Here is a 17169-nt window from a genome sequence, read left to right on the forward strand (position 1 = left end):
GCGCTCACCTCGCCCCTTCAGAGCCCCTCAGAACCCCATCAGAACCCCTTTGAGCCACTTCGGAACCCTCAGTCGTGCCCGCGGCCGGAGTCTGGGGGGAGGCGTCGAGCGTCGATGCGCGCAGTGCCGCGATCTCGTCCTCGTACGCCTGGCCGATGCTTTCCAGGAAGGCCATCGCCGACCTGGCCTCCTCCTCATCGATCTTCGACAGGGCGAACCCGACGTGGATGAGGATCCAGTCGCCTGGCGTGAGCCGTTCATCCGACAGGAGACCGACGTTGATCGCCCGCCGTACGCCGCTCACCTCGACCGTGGCGAGATCAGGCTGGTCCGGGTCTATCTCGATGATCTCGCCCGGAATTCCCAGACACATGGCTCGCCTCCGCGATCTGGATGGATTCGAGGACGAGCCCGTCGCCGCCCTCGCTGTCCAAGTCCGTGCCGCCGCAGGAGAGACAGCTCGCGAGGGGATCCATGGACATGGCTTCGTGGCCGCACGACCGGCAGGTGAGCCGAACCGGCTCGACCACCAGGTCGATGTGTGCGCCCTCAGCGGTTGTACCCTCCGCGACCAGGGAAAACGCCTGGTTGATCGCGGATTCGTCGATGCGCTGGAGAGCCCCGGCGCGCACCTTGGCTCTGGAGACCGGTCGGCCCCCGGCGCGGCGTTGCACCGCGTCGAGGACTGCTTCGGCGATGCCGAACTCGTGCATGGTCGAGGTCACATCCTTCGCATCTTCATGTATCTGTTCAGTTCGGGCAGAGACTTGATCAACAGAACGGCCATCAGCACCAGCACGGTGCCGATCACCAGATTCCTCACCACGGTCGTCACCTCCCCTCCGCATGTGGCGCTCCGACGCCGGCGCGCCGAAGCCGCTCCTCGACCAGGTCGAGCACCAGCCCCGTCGCGGCGTCGACCGCCGCGGCGACGGGCGGCGACAGTTCCATCCCGGGGGAGACGTCTTCCGGCTGGCACCCCACGAGCAGCACCTCGCCCGCGATCGTGCGCCCGCCGAACTCCCGACTCAGCACACCGGCCAGGGCCAGTACGGCGTCCGGCGTCAGGTCGTGCGCGTCGATGAACGCCGGCGCCTCCCAGTTCTGCGACGGTTCCAGGACGAAGAGGGTGCCCGGCCGCTCACCCCTCGGGAGGGCATCGATCAGGATCGTGATGTCGTATCCCTCGGTCAGCTCATAAGCCAGGTGAATGCCGCGGATCCCGAAGTCCGTGACGGAAACCCCGTCGGGCAGGTCCATCGCCGACAGCTTCCGGGCCACGGCGACCCCGAACCCATCGTCACTCAGGAAAACATTGCCGACCCCGGCGATCAGGATTCGCACAGCGGTTCCACCTCATCAGGCCCGAAGTACAGATAGCGCCCATGGGACCTGTGCAGGTCGGCGCCCAGATCGTCCTCCAAGGTGACCGCCAGATGCACCAACCCATCCACGTCATGCAGAACCGCCTCGACGGTGGCAGTGCGCCCGAGGAGGAACATGTCATACGCGTCCGCCCGCCGTTTGCCGGGGCTGAGCCGTACCCGGCTGCCCCGCGCGACGGGCACGTCCCCCACCATCACGCTGTCGGTGTCGGGCGAGACGTCCGCGTCCACCCCCGGGTCCCACCACGGGGCCTTGTACGGCGAAGCCGGCGGCAGCCCGGGGAACATGGGCGAGCCCGGGACCGTGGACGACGCAGGGGACGCCGAGGACTCGGACGGCGCCAGGGCCGCCGGGGGCTTGGGCGGCGACTCCCCGTCGGGAGGGATCACCGTCGGGGTCGCGCCGATCCTCCGGATCGCGCCGTGCAGCCGCTCCACCAGCTCGGGCGGCAGCGTGCCGATCCGATCGATGATCTCGGCCGCCCGGCGGTCGGTGCGGCAGGCCTCCTGCTTCTCCTCATCCGTGAGGGACATCGTGCACAAGCTGAGCAGCTCGTCGATCTCGGTCGCGTCGAACAGGTCGCCGGGGCTCTCGGCGGCGACGGCGGGGTGGTCGGACAGGATGATCGGTGACGACAGCATCGCGTCGCGCCGCGTGTCCTCACCCACCAGCACCGGCCAGGTGTGCTCGTTCTTGCACATCTCCACCGCAGGGCGGGCCCACTCCGGCGGATCGAGCAGCGACACGAACGCCGCGCGGGACACGCCGAGCAGCAGATGCGTGGAGATCAGCGAGCGCCGCAGGGCCTGCTCGCGCGGCGCGTCCGGCCGCTCCCACGCCGACCGGTTTTCCACCTCGACGCGCAGTTTGACCAGCCCGTACGGCCCCGGCACCCGTTCGGCCGACAGCCGCATGGCCGCCTTCAATGGCCGATGTTCCAGCACGACCCGCCCGAGCCGCCGCCCGTTGCGTGAGCGGATGGGCTGATCGGCCCGGTCGCCGGGGATGTCCACCGCGACGGTCTGCGCCTCGTCGAGCAGCATGGCCAGCGGGAACGCGGTCTCCTGCTCGCGCTCGTCGGCCTCTTCAAAGGTGATGTAGGTCGTGTCGTCGACCGCCAACCGGTCCACCGGCTGGAACAGTTCGCCGTCCGCCTGCTCGACGGTCCGCGACAGGACGTGCAGGAACCGCAGCCGCACCGTGACCTCGGCGTCGCCCCCGCCCCCGCCCCCGCCCCTGCCCCCGCCGCCGCTGGAGCCGGAGGTGCCGGCGGCGGTCTCCAGAAGGCACTCGGTGACGTTCGCCGACGGTTCGCCGGTCGCGGCGTAGCCCTTCGGCACCAGCACGCCGAACTGCCACCGCATCCGGTTCTTGGTCGCCGAAGCGCGATAGGGATAAAGCAGATATCCCTCGTACAGCACCGCGTCGGCCACCTTGCGGGCGGCGTCCATGGGCATGCTCATCCCGATGCCTCCTTGAGTAGCCGGTCCACGGTTTCGTCCCATGTGGCGATTCCGTGGGTGGATTTGTAAAGCTGGAGCGCCCGCAGAGTGTCCCTGCGCAGCCGCAGCCAGCCGGATCCGGGGAACCAGAGGTCCATCAGTTCGCGCCACACGGCGACCGGCAGGCCGCAGCGGGCCTCGCAGTGCCACGGAACCATCCGTACGGTGAGACCGCCGGCCGAGGTCCGGGCGAACTCCGTCCGGGCGAACACCGTGCCGCTGAACAGCAGCAGGAGCGGCACATCGCCCGTGTCCAGCGAGGCGAAGTACTTACCCGCCGCCACTTCCAGGTCGTAGCTACACGGGACCGACATGTCCACCTCGGTGGATCCGGTGAATCCCGGCACCATCACCGAGGTCTGGGCGAACTGCATCGGCTGCTGCGTCTCACCCCACCGCGACGAATCGCCGAACAGGTCGGTCAGGAGCGCCGACTCCTCCGGCGTGTACGGCCTGCGCCGCGGCTCGATCCGAATCTGGCAGCGCAGCGCCATCGCGTGAACGCCCTCCGACGCCGGGTCGCTCACCCGCAGCCGGAACGTCAGCGTCGGCGAGGCCGCCTGCGCGTCCGCCCGCACGCCGAGGCACGTGAACTCCGGTTCGCTCACCGCTCACCACCGGGTACGGCACGGCCGCGGGCGCGCAGCCGGGCGAAGAAGCCGGCGATCGCCTCACGGGCCTCCTGGCCGCCGTCGAAGCCGCGCCAGTGCATCCGGACGAGTCCCACGAGTTCGTAGCACGTGTCGATCGGCACCAGATAGCACGCGTCCTCGTCGAACAGCAGCGCCTCGACGTCGGGCTCGACGTCGGCCACGGCGGCACGCTCGGCCAGCAGGCGCTCCCACGCCGCAAGGGGAAGCTGCGACTCGGTCGCCCCTCCGGGGCTGGGATAGAAGGCGATGGTGTGGCCAAGCGAGGAATTGTGGAAGAAGAACGCCATCCGCACGGGGATCTGGAGTTCGTCCCAGTCCTGCGGGCTCAGCCCGAGCGCGGGCGCGTAGGCGAAGCGGTCGGGCACGGCGCGCAGGCGCCCCCCGGCCGCGCCTTCGCGGGTGAACAGCAGGGCGCAGCCCCGGCACGTGCACATGAGCGCCCGGCTCTCCAGGTTCACGACATGCCGGTGAGCGTCCCCGATGGGCTCGGCGCACATCTCGCACCGCTGGACGTCGGCCGGCGGCCGTTCCCGGAACCGGCGCAGGCCGCCGCTCCGCCCCCGTGAGACCGGGGTGTCGGCCGACCTGTCGTGCACCGGCCTGTCGTGCACCGGCCTGTCGTGCACCGGCCTGTCGTGCACCGGCCTGTCGTGCACCGGGCTCTCGTTCACCGGATGCTCGCCTCTGCGGAGAGAGGCCCGCCCGGCTGTTCCGGAACCGGGCAGGGGCCGGGCGGTTTGGGCTGGATCTGCAGCAGCTCCGAGGCGGCGGGGGCCGGTTCGGCGAGGCCCTCGACCTCGATGCCGCTCACCTCGGGGGCCGCCGCGAGGACGGCGCGCTCGATGGCCTGGGTGACGGTGATCCGGGACGACGGGCAGCCGTGGCAGGTGCCTTCGAGGCGGAGCCGTACGGTGCCCTCGTCGGTCAGCTCGGTGAGCTCGACGCCACCCGAGTGCAGCCCGAGGTAGGGCCGCACCTCGTCGAGGGCGGCCCGGATGCGCTCCTCGACGTCGAGCGGGTGCAGGTCGTGCAGGATGAGCAGCCCGGCGACCAGGTCGTCGTCGACGAACCGCTGGAGTACGGCTGCCGCCTCGGCCTCGGTCACGGCGCGCATGATGTGGTCGAGGCCGGCGCCGTACAGGTCGACGAGGAGGCGCACCAGCTCCTCGGCCTTGGCGCGGGTGATGGGGTCGGTGAGCGCGCCGAGCTCGTCGAGCAGCCGCTCGATGCGCTCGCCGACATCCGACACGTTGGGCGGTTGTGGCATTGGTCCGCCTCCTCCTTTCCGCTTCCGAGATCGTCAGGACGGATTGAACGCGTGTGGACTGTGCAGTTTGCGGAGTTCCTTGCCGTCTCCGAGGTACATGTGCACGCCGCAGGGCAGGCACGGATCGAAACTGCGCACGGTGCGCATGATGTCGATGCCCTTGAAGGTCTCCGGCGGGTTCTCCTCAAAGATCGGGGTGTTCTGCACCGCGTCCTCGTAGGGGCCCGGAGTGCCGTGGACGTCGCGCACGCTGGCGTTCCACGGCGTCGGCGGATACGGATGGTAGTTCGCGATCTTGCCATCCTTGATCACCATGTGGTGGGACAGCAGCCCGCGCACGGCCTCGGTGAACCCGCAGCTGATGGCCTCATCGGGCACGGTGAACGGCTCCCAGGTCTGCGTGCGGCCGTCGTGCACCTCACGCAGCGCCTGCTCGGCGAAGTGCAGCGCGGCCGCGGCGGCATACGCCTGGAAGTAGGTGCGCGCCCGGTTGCGTTCGATGGCGTTGGAGAGCAGCTCCCCGTTGCGCACGGGAATCTTCCACTCGAAGGTCTTCTCCGGCAGCGTGGCGGTCTTGGGCAGATTGATCTGCACGCTGTGTCCCGTGGACTTGACGTAGCCGATGTCCACCAGACCGGCCAGGGCCGTCACCCACAGGCGGGCCAGCGGACCGCCGCCGGTGTCGAGCGCCAGAAGGTTCTGGCCGTCGAACCAGCGCGGCGACATCACCCAGGAGTACTTGTCGTTGAAGTCGCGTTTCTGCGGACGTGGAATGGTGTGCTGGTTCCACGGGTGCCGGATGTCCACCGGGTTGCCGAGCGGGTCGTGGGTGACGAACGGCTCCTGATCCGTCCAGTCCTCGTAGTAGGAGCTGCCGAGCAGGATGCGGATGCCGAGGTTGATATCGACCAGGTCCGTGGTGATGAGCTTGCCGTCCACGATGATGCCCGGCGAGACGAACATCTTGCGTCCCCAGTCGGACATGTTCTCGTACGTGAAGTCGCAGTGCCGCGGGTCGTTGAAGGACCCCCAGCAGCCCAGCAGCACCCGCCGCTTGCCCACCTGTTCGTAGCCCGGCAGGGCCTCGTAGAAGAAGTCGAACAGGTCGTCGTGCATGGGGACGACGCGCTTCATGAACTCGATGTAGCGCATCAGCCTGGTCATGTAGTCGGTGAAGAGCTGGACCGTGGCGACGGTGCCGACCCCGCCCGGGTAGAGCGTCGAGGGGTGGACGTGCCGGCCCTCCATGAGGCAGAACATCTCGCGCGTGGTCCGGCTCACGTTCAGGGCCTCGCGGTAGAACTCACCCTCAAGCGGGTTGAGCGAGCGCATGATGTCGGCGATGGTGCGGTAGCCGTGCTCGCCGGCGTGCGGGGCCTCGGTGCGCTCGGCGAGCGCTAGCACCCCCGGGTTGGTCTCGCGCACCATCTTTTCGCAGTAATCGACCCCGACCAGGTTCTCCTGGAAGATGTTGTGGTCGAACATGTACTCCGCGGCCTCGCCGAGGTTGATGATCCATTCACCGAGCTGGGGCGGGCGCACGCCGTACGCCATGTTCTGCGCGTAGACCGAGCAGGTGGCGTGGTTGTCGCCGCAGATGCCGCAGATACGGCTCGTGATGAAGTGCGCGTCGCGCGGGTCCTTGCCCCTCATGAAGATGCTGTAGCCGCGGAACACCGAGGAGGTGCTGTAGCACTCGGCGACCTCGCGGTTCTTGAAGTCGATCTTCGCGTAGATGCCGAGGCTGCCGACGATCCGGGTGATGGGATCCCAGGCCATCTCGACGAGGTCGCGGTCTCTCTCCGGTGAGGTGGTCATGGTCATCTCCAGGGCGCTTTGTAGCCGGTCAGCAGGGAACGGCTGCGCTGGCGCCACTTGGGCTCCTTGTCCACCGTCCGCTGGGTGATGTGGCGAAGGCCCCGGATCACGGTGCCGTAGGCGCCGCTGATTGTTGAGGACACCGTCGCCCCGGGAGGTTCGTCCATGAAAGGCATGAACTTGTCGGGGAAGCCGGGCATCGTGCAGGCGATACAGATGCCGCCGACGTTGGGACAGCCGCCGATGCCGTTGATCCAGCCGCGTTTGGGCACGTTGCACCGCACCACGGGACCCCAGCAGCCGATCTTGACCAGGCACTCGGGCCGGCCGTACTCCATCGTGAACTGGCCCTGCTCGTAGTAGCCCGCCCGGTCGCACCCCTCATGGACGGTCATGCCGAACAACCACTGCGGGCGCAGCGCCTCGTCCAGCGGGATCATCGGGGCCTGCCCGGCGACCTGGTAGAGCAGGTACAGGATTGTTTCAGAGAGGTTGTCCGGATGAACGGGACATCCGGGCACGTTGACGATGGGCAGTCCGGCCTTCGACTTCCAGTCCCACCCGAGGTAGTCCGCGACCCCCATCGCGCCCGTGGGATTGCCGGACATGGCGTGAATGCCGCCGTAGGTCGCGCAGGTGCCTGCGGCCAGTACGGCGGTGGCCTTGGGCGCCAGCCGATCGAGCCACTCGCTGGTGGTCATGGGTTGACCGGTCTCGGGATTGTTGCCGAATCCGCACCAGTAGCCCTCCTGCTTGATGGACTCGTTAGGGATCGACCCCTCGATGACCAGGACGAAAGGCTCAAGCTCCCCCCGGTCGGCCTTGTAGAACCACTCGATGAAAGTGTCGGCGCCGCCCATCGGCCCGCACTCGAAGTCGATCAGCGGCCAGTGCACCTGGATCTTGGGCAGGCCCGGGAGCGCGCCGAGGACGATCTCCTCGATGCTCGGCTGGGTGGCCGCCGTGAGCGAGACGGAGTCACCGTCACAGCTCAGCCCCGCGTTTATCCACAGGATGTGGACAACCGGCTCGTCCCTCATCTGTTCGGTCGCGGCCGTGGACTCGGTCGGAGTTGTCATGCCGCCTCCTCACTGGTGGTCGCTGGTGCTCACTGGGCTCACTGGGCTCAGAAGTGCTCACGGGTGCTCACGGGTGCGGGTGGCCGCAGGGCTGCCCGGCGCCGTGGATCTGCGGGGCCGCGCCCCGAGGGCGTGCTGGGTGAGTGCCCACAGCACGTGGTAGACCGTCGTCTGGGCCTCCTGGATCCGGTGGACGGACGTCGACGGGATCACGAAAAGATGGTCGAGTTCCGGAAGTTCGGCGAGCCTGCCTCCCTGGTAGCCGGCGAGGGCGACCGTCAGCATGCCGCGCCGGGCCGCCTCCTCGAACGCCTTGACCACATTGGCCGACCCGCCGCTGGTCGACAGGCCGAACGCGATGTCACCCGCTCCGCCGAGCGCCGCCACCTGCCTGGCGAAGACCACATCGAAGCCGACGTCGTTCGACAGCGCGGTGACCACAGCGACATCGCTGGTGAGGCAGAGCGCCGCGAGCGGCCGGCCCTGCGCGGGGGCCGAGAAGGCGGTGGCGACCTCCTGGGCGTCGGTGCTGCTGCCGCCGTTGCCGAACGTGAACAGCCGTCCCCCCGCCGCGAACCGCTCCGCCATGGCCGCCGCACACGCCGCCACCGCCCCGGCCATGGACTCGCCGACGGTACGGCGCAGCCGTACGATCTCGTGGGCCTTCTCGACGGTGGACCGGCTCACCTCGGCCAGCACCTCGGAAAGCTCGGCCGGGCCCGCGTAGAGGAACGGGTAGAGGCCCCGCACCCCGGCCGACTCCCTCTCGCTCATGGTCAAGTCCGCCCTTCGGTGAGTACGGCGATGGCCTCCTTGGCGTGCACGAGCACCGTGGCGCCCACCTGGGCGGACACGAGCGCCACGCTCACCACTTCGGACCGCCCGGGCGCGACCTCGACGAGCGCGAGATCGTCGGGGAGGGCCTCGACGATGACCACCTGGACGGCCTCGTCGGAGCAGGTGACGCAGTGGCCGGAGGAACAGCCGCCCATCAACGGATCACCTCCGGCCCCAGCAGAGCGGGTTGTTCCAGGAAGACATGGCACAGTTCCCAGAGAAGGTGATAGATCGTCACATGGATCTCTTTGACCACGGCGGGGTCGCTCGACTGGGCGATCAGCGAGTGGGCCACGGCCGGGCTTTCGGCGATCATGCCGCCGTACGACCCCGTCAGTGCCACCGTGAGCAGGCCGAACTCGCCCGCCACCTCCAACCCGCGCAGCACGTCGGCGCACTGGCCGTCGGGTGAGATGCCCAGGGCGATGTCGTCGGGGCCGGCCCACTGGCTCACCTGGTAGGCGAAGACCTCGTCGTAGCCCTCCCGGGCCGCCACCCCCGTGATCGACGCGGGGTCGTTACTGACCGCCATCGCGGGCAGCGCCCGCTTCCCGATGATCACCGGATGCATGAACTCGACCGCGATATGTGCCGCGTCCGTCCCGGACTGCCCGTTACCGAATGTAATCAGCTTTCCGCCTCGATGAAACCGGGAGGCCATGTCCAGGCACGCGTGGGCCACCTTGTCGGCGTCGGCGGCAAGGGCGTTACCGGCCCTTTCGCGTCGCGCGAAGGCTTCGATCGCGGCCGACTCCATGGTTTCCATGGGGACAGACATAGTGGCACTCCATTACTAAGCGTATTCGCAACGCTATGCCGGGCCTTCTAGACACCGACACCCTTAGTGCCACAACCACGGGTAAAGCCTTGATGCGATCCGGACAACGGTCCTGAGCCGGGGAACGCTCACAACGTGACCGTAGAAAGGGCCCGGCTTCTGATCAGGGTCGAGGGAATCGTGCAGGGCGTAGGGTTCCGCCCCCACGTGTACACCCTCGCCCACCGGCTTGACCTGGCCGGATGGGTCGGCAATGACAGTGCGGGAGTGTTCATCGAGGTGGAGGGGCTTTCGGCGGACCTGGCCCTGTTCCTCGGGGATTTGAGGGGTGACGCGCCGCCGCTGGCCGTCATTCAGAACATCGCCACGAGCCCGCTGCCCATCACCGGCGATAAAGGGTTCTACATTGCGGACAGCGTTCGTGGGGGGATGGCGGATGTTCATGATGTTGAGGGGGCTGGAGCAGCCGGTGCGTTGATTCCCCCGGATGTGGCGACATGTGATGACTGCCTGGCTGAACTGTTCGACCCCGCCGACCGTCGCTACCGCTATCCGTTTACCAATTGTGTGAACTGCGGTCCAAGATTCACCATTATCACCGGCGTTCCCTATGATCGCCCCGCCACGACCATGGTCGCGTTTCCCCTGTGCGTGGAATGCGAGCGTGAATACCGCGACCCCGCCGACCGGCGCTTCCATGCCCAGCCCACCTGCTGCCCGCGCTGCGGCCCCACGCTCTCCTACCTCGACTCGCTCGAAGGCTCATGCGAAGGCCCACTCGAAAAGCGTGGAACGGGACTCGGGCTCGGGCTCGGACTCGGACAGGTCGTCGCCGGGGAGGCCGCGTTGCGCGGGGACGCTGCGTTGCGCGGGGACGCCGCGTTGGGCGGGGCCGTCGCGGCGCTGCGGGCCGGGCGCATCGTGGCGGTCAAAGGCATCGGGGGCTACCACCTGGCCGTCCAAGCCGACGACGAGCACGCGGTACGGCGCCTGCGGGAACGCAAACACCGCGACGCCAAACCGTTCGCCGTCATGGTGCCCGACCTCGCGACCGCACAGGCGCTCTGCGTGCTCGACCCCGCGGCCGAGCGGGTGCTGGCCGGGAAGCGGCGGCCCATCGTCCTGGCGCCCCGCCGTACCGGACCCGGGGCGGGAGAGATCGCCGAGGCGGTCGCGCCGGGGGCCGCGGAACTCGGCCTGATGCTGCCGTATTCGCCGCTGCACCACCTGCTGCTGCGGGAATCCGGGCCCATCGTGCTGACCAGCGGCAACGTCTCCGACGAGCCCATCGTCCACCGGGACGGCGACGCCGTGGCGCGGCTCGCGTCCGTGGCCGACGGGATCCTCACCCACGACCGGCCCATCCACATCCGCGCCGACGACTCCGTCGTGAGGGTCGTAGCCGGGCGTGAAACGTCGCTGCGCCGCTCGCGGGGCTACGCCCCCGAGCCGATCACCCTGGGGCGGCGGGCCCGCCGCCCCATCCTGGCCTGCGGGGCCGAGCTGAAAAGCACATTCTGCCTGGCCCGGGGCGACCGCGCGTTCCTCTCCCACCACATCGGCGACCTGGAGAACTACGAGACCCTACGGTCGTACATCGAGTCCGTCGACCACATGAGCCGCCTGCTCGGCATCGCCCCCGAGCTCGTAGCCCACGACCTGCACCCCGAATACCTGTCGACGAAATACGCCGTCGACCTTCCCGGCGTCGAACTCGTCGGCGTCCAGCACCACCACGCGCACATCGCCTCCTGCCTCGCCGACAACCGCGAGACGGGACCGGTGATCGGCGTGGCCTTCGACGGCCTCGGCTACGGCACCGACGGCACCCTGTGGGGCGGCGAACTGCTCCTCGCCGACCTCGCCGGATTCACCCGCGCCGGATCGCTCGCCCCCGTGCCCCTGCCCGGCGGCACCGCCGCCGTCAAACAGCCCTGGCGCATGGCCGCTTCCCACCTCGCGGCGCTCTCACCCCCAGCCGGCCTCCCCGCCGACTTCACCGCCGACCTCCCGGTGCGGACCCGCAACCGCGACATGTGGGAACAGGTCCTCGCGGTGGCCGACTCCACCGTGGGCGCGCCGCCGACCTCCAGCGTGGGCCGCCTGTTCGACGCCGTCGCCGCCCTTCTCGACCTGTACGACGTCGTCACCTACGAAGGCCAAGCCGCCATAGCCCTCGAACAGCTCGCCGACCGGGCGGAACGGTTGGCCTATCCCGCCAAAATCGTGCGCGCTGAACTCCCACTGCCTCCCGCCGCCGCGGCACCCCGGCGGGGGCCCGACTACGCCGGCCCGTTCCTCCTGCTCCAAGGCGGCGACCTCGTCCGCGCCGTCGTCCAAGACAGACGCGCCGGCACCCCGGCCCCCGCCGTGGCCGCCCGCTTCCACAACGGCCTCGCCGCGCTCACCGTCGCCGCATGCCTCCGGCTCCACGAACGCACCAGCCTCGATACCGTCGCCCTATCAGGTGGAGTGTTCCAAAACCTCCTACTCCTCAGCCGCGTCACCCGCAGCCTGCGCGATCACGGCCTCCGCGTCCTCACCCACCACCGCATCCCCCCCAACGACGGCGGCATCAGCATCGGCCAAGCCGCCATCGCCGCAGCCCGCGACACCCGGTGAAACCGGCCCTGTGGCCGGGATGTCTCCTCCCGGATCGTGGAGGCAGGCGGATCTGTGGCCAGGGTTCAGGTCCGGCCCGGCCTCCGGGGGGTTGCGGAGGCCGGATGGGAAGGCCGGGGTCAGTGCGGTGAGGTCCGGGGCGGTAGCCGTACGTCGAGGTTGAGCCTGCTGAGGAGCGGGAGGACGGGGCGGCAGAGCGGGGGGTGGGCGTCTGCGGGGTTGAGATGGTTGCGGGTGATCTGGATGGCGATCGGGTCGTAGGTGATGCCCACGTGGTCGGTCATGTCCAGGGCGCAGACGTCCTGCAGCACGATGTTGGTCACCTTCGCCCCGGGGCCGGGGCTGAGGAACTGGTTGGTGTACGGCGTGACCACCATGTCGTGCCTTGTGATGATCGTGATGTATTCGACCCCGGCCACGGTGTCGCCGCCCTCGTCGAGGGCCCTGTTGAACTCCGAGCCCGCGACCATCTGCTGTCCCGAGTCGCCGATCTTCAACCCGGGCAGGCCCAGGGAGGAGATCAGCCTCGCCAGCACGCTGAGCCCGGACAGGGTGGTGCCGTGGTTGGCCGGGGCCAGCCCGATGAGCTTGCGCACTTTGGCTCCGCCGCCGAGGAATTTCAGATACCAGCGCGGCATGGGCCCTCCGCCCTGGGAATGCCCGACGAGGTCCACTTTGGAGGCGCCCGTCGCGGACAGCACCCTGTCGACGAAGACGGACAGCTCCTTGGCGGAGTCGGGGATGGGGCCGGTCGCCTTGGGCACGGCCCCGGCGGGCCCGCCGTAGTTGACGGCGAACACGCAGAGCCCGTCGCGTTTCAAGGCGGGCGACAGCTCGTTCCACACGTTGAACGCGTTGGCCCACGTGCCGTGGATCAACACCACGGGCACGGGAAAGCGGGCACTCGGCCTGCAGGTCCAGTCGTTGGCGCCCGGCGGCGGCGCGTCGGGCGTCAGCAGGGAGGCGGTGAACGCGGCGGGGAACGTGGTCAGCCCGTCGGGCACGGGGTCGACGGGCACGGGGGCGGCCGGTACGGGGCCGGCGGGTACGGCGGCGGGTACGGGGCCGGCGGGTACGGGGCCGGCGGGTACGGCGGCAGCCGTACCGGTGAGTACGGCGGCCACGGCGAGCCCGCAGAGCGGGAGAACGCGCATGTCAGCAGCTCCTCAGTGCGGCTTCGAGCGCGCTCTTCTCCGCGGGGTCGACGGAGAGCCCCCAGCGGGATTTCACATCGATCCACGAGCGGGCGTACGCGCAGTGGAAGGTCGCGAGCGGCGGCATCCACACGCCGGGGTCCTTGTCGCCTTTGCCCTGGTTGACGTTGTCGGTGACGGCCCAGAGCTGCGACGAGCCGAGGTCGTTGGCGAACTGCTGCCGCCGGGCCGTAGTCCACTGGTCGGCACCGGATTTCCACGCCTCCGACAGCGGGACCATGTGGTCGATGTCGATGTCCGACGCCTTGGTCCACGTGGCCCCGTCGTAGGGGCTGTACCAGGTGCCGTTGATCGCGCGGCAGCTCGCGTCGGTGACGATGTCGATGGCGTCGCGCCGGAGCACCGCCTCGCGGGTGTCGCAACTCGCCCCGGCCGGGCTCCAATGGGGGAAGAGGTCGCGTGAGTACCCGGTCGTGGGCGAGGGCGGGCGTACGGCGAGAGCCGCGAGTTGGACGCGTGCCGTCTGCGGGTCGGGAGGCGGGGCCGGGGCGCCCGCGGACGGGCCGGCAAAGGTGGCGAGAGCGGTGGGAAGTGCCGCGAGAGCTGCGAAGATCGTCATGCCGCCGGACATTAACGATCATGGGCGAGTGGACACTCGTGTGCTCACAAGGAGTTGGTAAGCCATGTCAGTAAAATGGCGCGTGGCTGAACGATCGGCGTACGCGAGGTTACGGTTCCCTGTAACTGTTGAGTTTCTTTACAGTTTCGCGATACCTTATCTACCGATAACGGGGGCTCACTGACCCCGGGGGCCGCGCACCGTGGTGGGAGTCGCGGCCCCCGGTTTCACCATTCGGCTAACTTCGGCCAACTCAAGCCGGCGCAGCCTCCTCAATCGGCGCAGGCGCCGATGATCTCCAGCAACTCCCCGATCCGGTCGGCGTGCGTTCTGTGGCTGAGCACGCAGACGCGCAGATAGAACCGCCCGTTGATCGTGGTGGAGGACAGGAACACCCGCTTACTCGCGTTGATACGGCGGAGCAGCTCCTCATTGGCCTCGTCGTCGCGGTCCCGCAGGCGGAAAGCGACCACCGTCAGGTCGGGAGCCCACGGCACCTCGAAGCGGGAATCGGCCGCCAACCCCAGATAGACGTCGCCTGTCAGGGCGAGCTTCTCCTCCAGGGCCTCCCTGAACGCCTTCACCCCGTGCAGGTGCAGCGGCAGCCAGAGCCGCATCCCCCTGGCATCCCTCGTCAACTCCGGTCCGAGCTGGGCATAATCGGGCAGGCCGTACACCGCGTCGAGATCCTGCAGGTAGACGCCGTCCCCCGCGTGGGCCGCGCCCAGCAGGGCGGGGTCGCGGACCAGGAGCACGCCCGTGCCGTACGGCAGGAACAGGCTCTTGTGCGGGTCGAGCGCGATCGAGTCCGCGTTGTGGATGCCGGCGAACCTGGCTTTGCCGTACCGCGTGAGCTGGAAGCCGCCGCCGTAGGCGGCGTCGACGTGGAACCAGAGGTCTTCGGCGCGGGTGAGCTCGGCGAGGTCGGCGAGGGGGTCCACGGCCCCGGTGTTGGTGGTGCCGGCCGTGCCGACCAGCAGGAACGGCCGAAGGCCCGCGGCGCGGTCGTCGGCGATCATGTGTGCGGCGGCCTCGACGTCCATGCCTAGAGCCGGGGTGGTCGGCACCGTGCGCACGCTCTCGGGCGGGAGCCCCGCGACGGCGGCGGCCTTGGCGACGCAGTAATGCGTCTGCTCGGTGACGTACAGCCTCGCCCCGGCGAGGTCGAACCCGAGCCGGTGGTGCCGGGCGGTGACCACGGCCGACAGCGTGGCGAGGGAACCGCCGGTGGTGACGAGCCCGCCCGCGCCCTTCGGAAGGCCGAACAGCCCGCACAGCCAGGTCAGCACGCCCCGCTCCATGGCGACGAGCGCGGGCGCGAGCTGCGCCACGCCGGTGAACCGGTTGGCGATCTGCGACAGCATGTCCGCCACGGCGGAGGAGGCGAGGCCGCCGGCGGGGATATAGGCCAGGTAGCCGGGCCCGGCGGTGTCCACGCCGTGGCCCACGGCCTCGCGGAACGCCGCGAGCAGCGACGGCAGCGAGCCCGGTTCCTCACCCGGCGGGAGGGCCATCTCTTTGACCAGGGATTCGGCCGTGTCGAACTCCGAGGCCGGGGCCTCGGGGTAGCGCGTGACGAGGTCGGCGGCAAGCTCGACGGCCATGTGGCCGAACTCGCGGATGTCTACGGGCGGTAGTTCCAGGGGGTAGTGCCGGGAGTGGTGCGATGCCCGATATGTCATCCCATCAGGTTAGATGCTCGAATCTGGGTGGAGATGCTTCTGGGGAGATGCTTCTGGGATGTCGCCAACCCAAGGGAGCCTTAAATGAACCTTAGGTCGTAGCGCTCAATATCAACATTCATCGACACTGGCCGCCGTGACCTTCTTATCGGCGTTTCTCGCTGTATCTACTGGATTGTCCACTGGCCTCTCGGCCGCCCCCGAACCCCTCCCCTTCCCCGTTCCCCCCACCGCCGCAACCGCGACCGTCGAGCCCGCGCCGGGAACCCCCGCCTGGTGCCCCACCACGCCGAACCACCGCGTCGAATGCGGAACGGTGACACGTCCCCTCGTTGACGGCAAACCAGACCTGGGAAGCATCGACGTCGGCTACGCGCTGGTCCGCCGTACGGACGAGTCCAGACCGGCCGAGAACACGATCCTCGTCAACCCCGGAGGGCCGGGCAGCCAGGCCGTGGCGCTGATCGGGGTGTACACGTCCCTGCTCGGCCCTCTCACCATCGACCACGACATGCTGCTCATCGACCCCCGAGGCGTCGGCGTGTCCACCCCGGTGAGCTGCGGCGTCGGCGTCAAGGAGATGCACCTCGGCACCCGCGCCGACATGCGGCGCGCGATGGCCGACTGCGCAGACGCCCTCGGCCCCAAGGCCGAGGGCTACACGACCGCCGCGACCGCCGACGACTTCAACGCCGTACGGCAGAAGCTCGGCCTCGGCAAACTCTCCCTCGTGGGCCACTCGTACGGCACCTACCTCATGCCGGTCTACGCCGAACGCCACCCTGACACCGTGACGAGCATGGTGCTCTCCGCTGCCTACCCGGTCGACTTCGACTCCCTCGGGCGTCCCAGCGCGGAAGCCGTACGCGACACCTTCCGCAGGATCTGCGCACGTAGCCGCGCCTGCGACGGCGAGCGCGTGCTGCGCGACCTGCGCCGCGTCGCCGCCAAGCTCCGGGTGAAGCCTCTCGGCCTGCGGCTGACCGTCGACGGTCAGCCGCAGAGTGTCGAACTCAACGAAAGCCGGCTCGTCTCCCTCATCTACTCCCATGCCAGCGGCGGGGTCGGCGCGTTCCCCGACGAGACGCCGCTCATCGGCACATTGCCCGCCGCCATCCACCAAGCCGCCCGAGGCGACACGACACGGCTCGTCGAGGTCGTGACCGGCGCCTTCCAGCAGTTCGTGGACGTCTCGGCCGGGGCGGACCACGGCCTGGGCATCGCGGTGATGTGCAACGACTACCCCCGCCTGTGGTCGGTCGACGCGCCGCAGCCCCAACGGTGGCGGCAGTTCGCCCGAGGCATGGCCCAGGCCGAACCCTCGGAGTTTCACCCCTTCAGCCGAGAAGGGTTCGTGTACGGCCAGCTCGACGGGGCCGAAGTCTGCATCGAGTGGCCCAAGAACGGCACCGCCCGGCCGTACGTCTCCACCGGTGACCTCCCCGACGTGCCCACCCTGGTGCTCTCCGGCGACCTCGACGGCAACACCTCCGAACGCAACGGCCGTCTCGCCGCCGCCCAGTTCCGCAACGCCGACTACGTCACCGTGCCGAACGCCGGCCACGTGCCCGACCAGGAGGCCACCGGCTGCGCGAGCGGCATCGTGGCCCACTTCGTGCGCGAGGAGCGCGTGGGCGACACCTCCTGCCTTAAGGCCATCCCGCCCGTGAAGGTGGACCCCGTCGCCCGCTGACGCCTCGCCGCACCCCGCCGAGTCCGGCTCGGTGGGGGAGCGGTCGCTCACCGTACGGCGGCGCTCACCTCGCCGCCCC

Annotated in this window: 18 protein-coding genes; 2 read left to right on the forward strand and 16 right to left on the reverse strand. The window is 69.2% G+C overall.

Going from position 1 to position 17169, the window contains the following annotated elements:
• Window positions 1-4: 4 nt before the first annotated feature.
• Genes BLQ73_RS24890 through BLQ73_RS24945 form a run of 13 tightly spaced genes read right to left on the reverse strand, consistent with a single transcriptional unit; the run spans window position 5 to window position 9320 of the window.
• Window positions 5-373: a HypC/HybG/HupF family hydrogenase formation chaperone gene (locus BLQ73_RS24890; protein WP_093173948.1), complete on the reverse strand. Its 369-nt coding sequence runs from the start codon at window positions 371-373 to the stop codon at window positions 5-7.
• Window positions 321-725: a hydrogenase maturation nickel metallochaperone HypA/HybF gene (locus BLQ73_RS24895; RefSeq protein WP_245691368.1), complete on the reverse strand. Its 405-nt coding sequence runs from the start codon at window positions 723-725 to the stop codon at window positions 321-323. Before BLQ73_RS24895 ends, BLQ73_RS24890 begins: the two co-directional genes overlap by 53 nt.
• On the reverse strand, window positions 722-826 hold the full coding sequence (locus tag BLQ73_RS35125) for a DUF6893 family small protein (RefSeq protein ID WP_420820039.1): 105 nt from the start codon (window positions 824-826) through the stop codon (window positions 722-724). Before BLQ73_RS35125 ends, BLQ73_RS24895 begins: the two co-directional genes overlap by 4 nt.
• A 5-nt stretch (window positions 827-831) precedes the next feature.
• Window positions 832-1344, reverse strand: a complete 513-nt coding sequence (locus BLQ73_RS24900; protein WP_093173950.1) for a hydrogenase maturation protease — start codon at window positions 1342-1344, stop codon at window positions 832-834.
• Window positions 1332-2849 carry a hypothetical protein gene (locus BLQ73_RS24905; protein WP_093173952.1) on the reverse strand — a complete coding sequence of 506 codons (1518 nt, stop codon included), beginning with the start codon at window positions 2847-2849 and terminating at the stop codon, window positions 1332-1334. The genes BLQ73_RS24900 and BLQ73_RS24905 overlap by 13 nt, the downstream gene beginning before the upstream one ends.
• Entirely contained in the window at window positions 2846-3496 is a 651-nt protein-coding gene (locus BLQ73_RS24910; protein ID WP_093173954.1) for a DUF6084 family protein, read from the reverse strand. Before BLQ73_RS24910 ends, BLQ73_RS24905 begins: the two co-directional genes overlap by 4 nt.
• Window positions 3493-4212: a DUF5947 family protein gene (locus tag BLQ73_RS24915; RefSeq protein WP_245691370.1), complete on the reverse strand. Its 720-nt coding sequence runs from the start codon at window positions 4210-4212 to the stop codon at window positions 3493-3495. The genes BLQ73_RS24910 and BLQ73_RS24915 overlap by 4 nt, the downstream gene beginning before the upstream one ends.
• Window positions 4209-4808, reverse strand: a complete 600-nt coding sequence (locus tag BLQ73_RS24920) for a NifU family protein (protein WP_093173956.1) — start codon at window positions 4806-4808, stop codon at window positions 4209-4211. Before BLQ73_RS24920 ends, BLQ73_RS24915 begins: the two co-directional genes overlap by 4 nt.
• A gap of 33 nt (window positions 4809-4841) precedes the next feature.
• Window positions 4842-6626 (reverse strand): nickel-dependent hydrogenase large subunit, encoded by a 1785-nt coding sequence (locus BLQ73_RS24925; protein WP_245691372.1) that lies wholly within the window; start codon window positions 6624-6626, stop codon window positions 4842-4844.
• A 2-nt stretch (window positions 6627-6628) separates the two neighbouring features.
• Window positions 6629-7705, reverse strand: a complete 1077-nt coding sequence (locus tag BLQ73_RS24930) for an NADH-quinone oxidoreductase subunit B family protein (RefSeq protein ID WP_176955660.1) — start codon at window positions 7703-7705, stop codon at window positions 6629-6631.
• Between the two features lie 57 nt (window positions 7706-7762).
• Entirely contained in the window at window positions 7763-8479 is a 717-nt protein-coding gene (locus BLQ73_RS24935) for a D-sedoheptulose-7-phosphate isomerase (protein ID WP_093173960.1), read from the reverse strand.
• A 2-nt stretch (window positions 8480-8481) separates the two neighbouring features.
• Window positions 8482-8697 (reverse strand): HypC/HybG/HupF family hydrogenase formation chaperone, encoded by a 216-nt coding sequence (locus tag BLQ73_RS24940; protein WP_093173962.1) that lies wholly within the window; start codon window positions 8695-8697, stop codon window positions 8482-8484.
• The gene (locus BLQ73_RS24945) at window positions 8697-9320 is read right to left on the reverse strand and encodes a D-sedoheptulose-7-phosphate isomerase (protein WP_093173964.1); all 624 of its coding nucleotides are present in this window, start codon (window positions 9318-9320) and stop codon (window positions 8697-8699) included. Before BLQ73_RS24945 ends, BLQ73_RS24940 begins: the two co-directional genes overlap by 1 nt.
• A 135-nt stretch (window positions 9321-9455) precedes the next feature.
• Here BLQ73_RS24945 and hypF point away from each other — a divergent pair, with 135 nt between their 5' ends.
• Window positions 9456-11942 (forward strand): carbamoyltransferase HypF, encoded by a 2487-nt coding sequence (gene hypF, locus BLQ73_RS24950; protein ID WP_218126005.1) that lies wholly within the window; start codon window positions 9456-9458, stop codon window positions 11940-11942.
• Between the two features lie 119 nt (window positions 11943-12061).
• Here hypF and BLQ73_RS24955 read toward each other — a convergent pair whose 3' ends face one another.
• From BLQ73_RS24955 to BLQ73_RS24965, 3 genes are all read right to left on the reverse strand, one after another.
• Window positions 12062-13096, reverse strand: coding sequence for an esterase/lipase family protein (locus BLQ73_RS24955; RefSeq protein ID WP_093173966.1), 1035 nt, complete (start codon window positions 13094-13096; stop codon window positions 12062-12064).
• Between the two features lies 1 nt (window position 13097).
• Window positions 13098-13715 (reverse strand): HNH endonuclease family protein, encoded by a 618-nt coding sequence (locus BLQ73_RS24960; RefSeq protein WP_245691374.1) that lies wholly within the window; start codon window positions 13713-13715, stop codon window positions 13098-13100.
• Window positions 13716-13987: 272 nt separating this feature from the next.
• On the reverse strand, window positions 13988-15397 hold the full coding sequence (locus tag BLQ73_RS24965) for a pyridoxal phosphate-dependent decarboxylase family protein (RefSeq protein ID WP_218126006.1): 1410 nt from the start codon (window positions 15395-15397) through the stop codon (window positions 13988-13990).
• 175 nt (window positions 15398-15572) lie between these two features.
• Here BLQ73_RS24965 and BLQ73_RS24970 point away from each other — a divergent pair, with 175 nt between their 5' ends.
• Window positions 15573-17090, forward strand: a complete 1518-nt coding sequence (locus tag BLQ73_RS24970) for an alpha/beta fold hydrolase (RefSeq protein WP_143020427.1) — start codon at window positions 15573-15575, stop codon at window positions 17088-17090.
• Window positions 17091-17169: the final 79 nt, after the last annotated feature.

Source organism: Sinosporangium album (assembly GCF_900100605.1).
In the GTDB taxonomy this organism is placed as follows: domain Bacteria; phylum Actinomycetota; class Actinomycetes; order Streptosporangiales; family Streptosporangiaceae; genus Sinosporangium; species Sinosporangium album.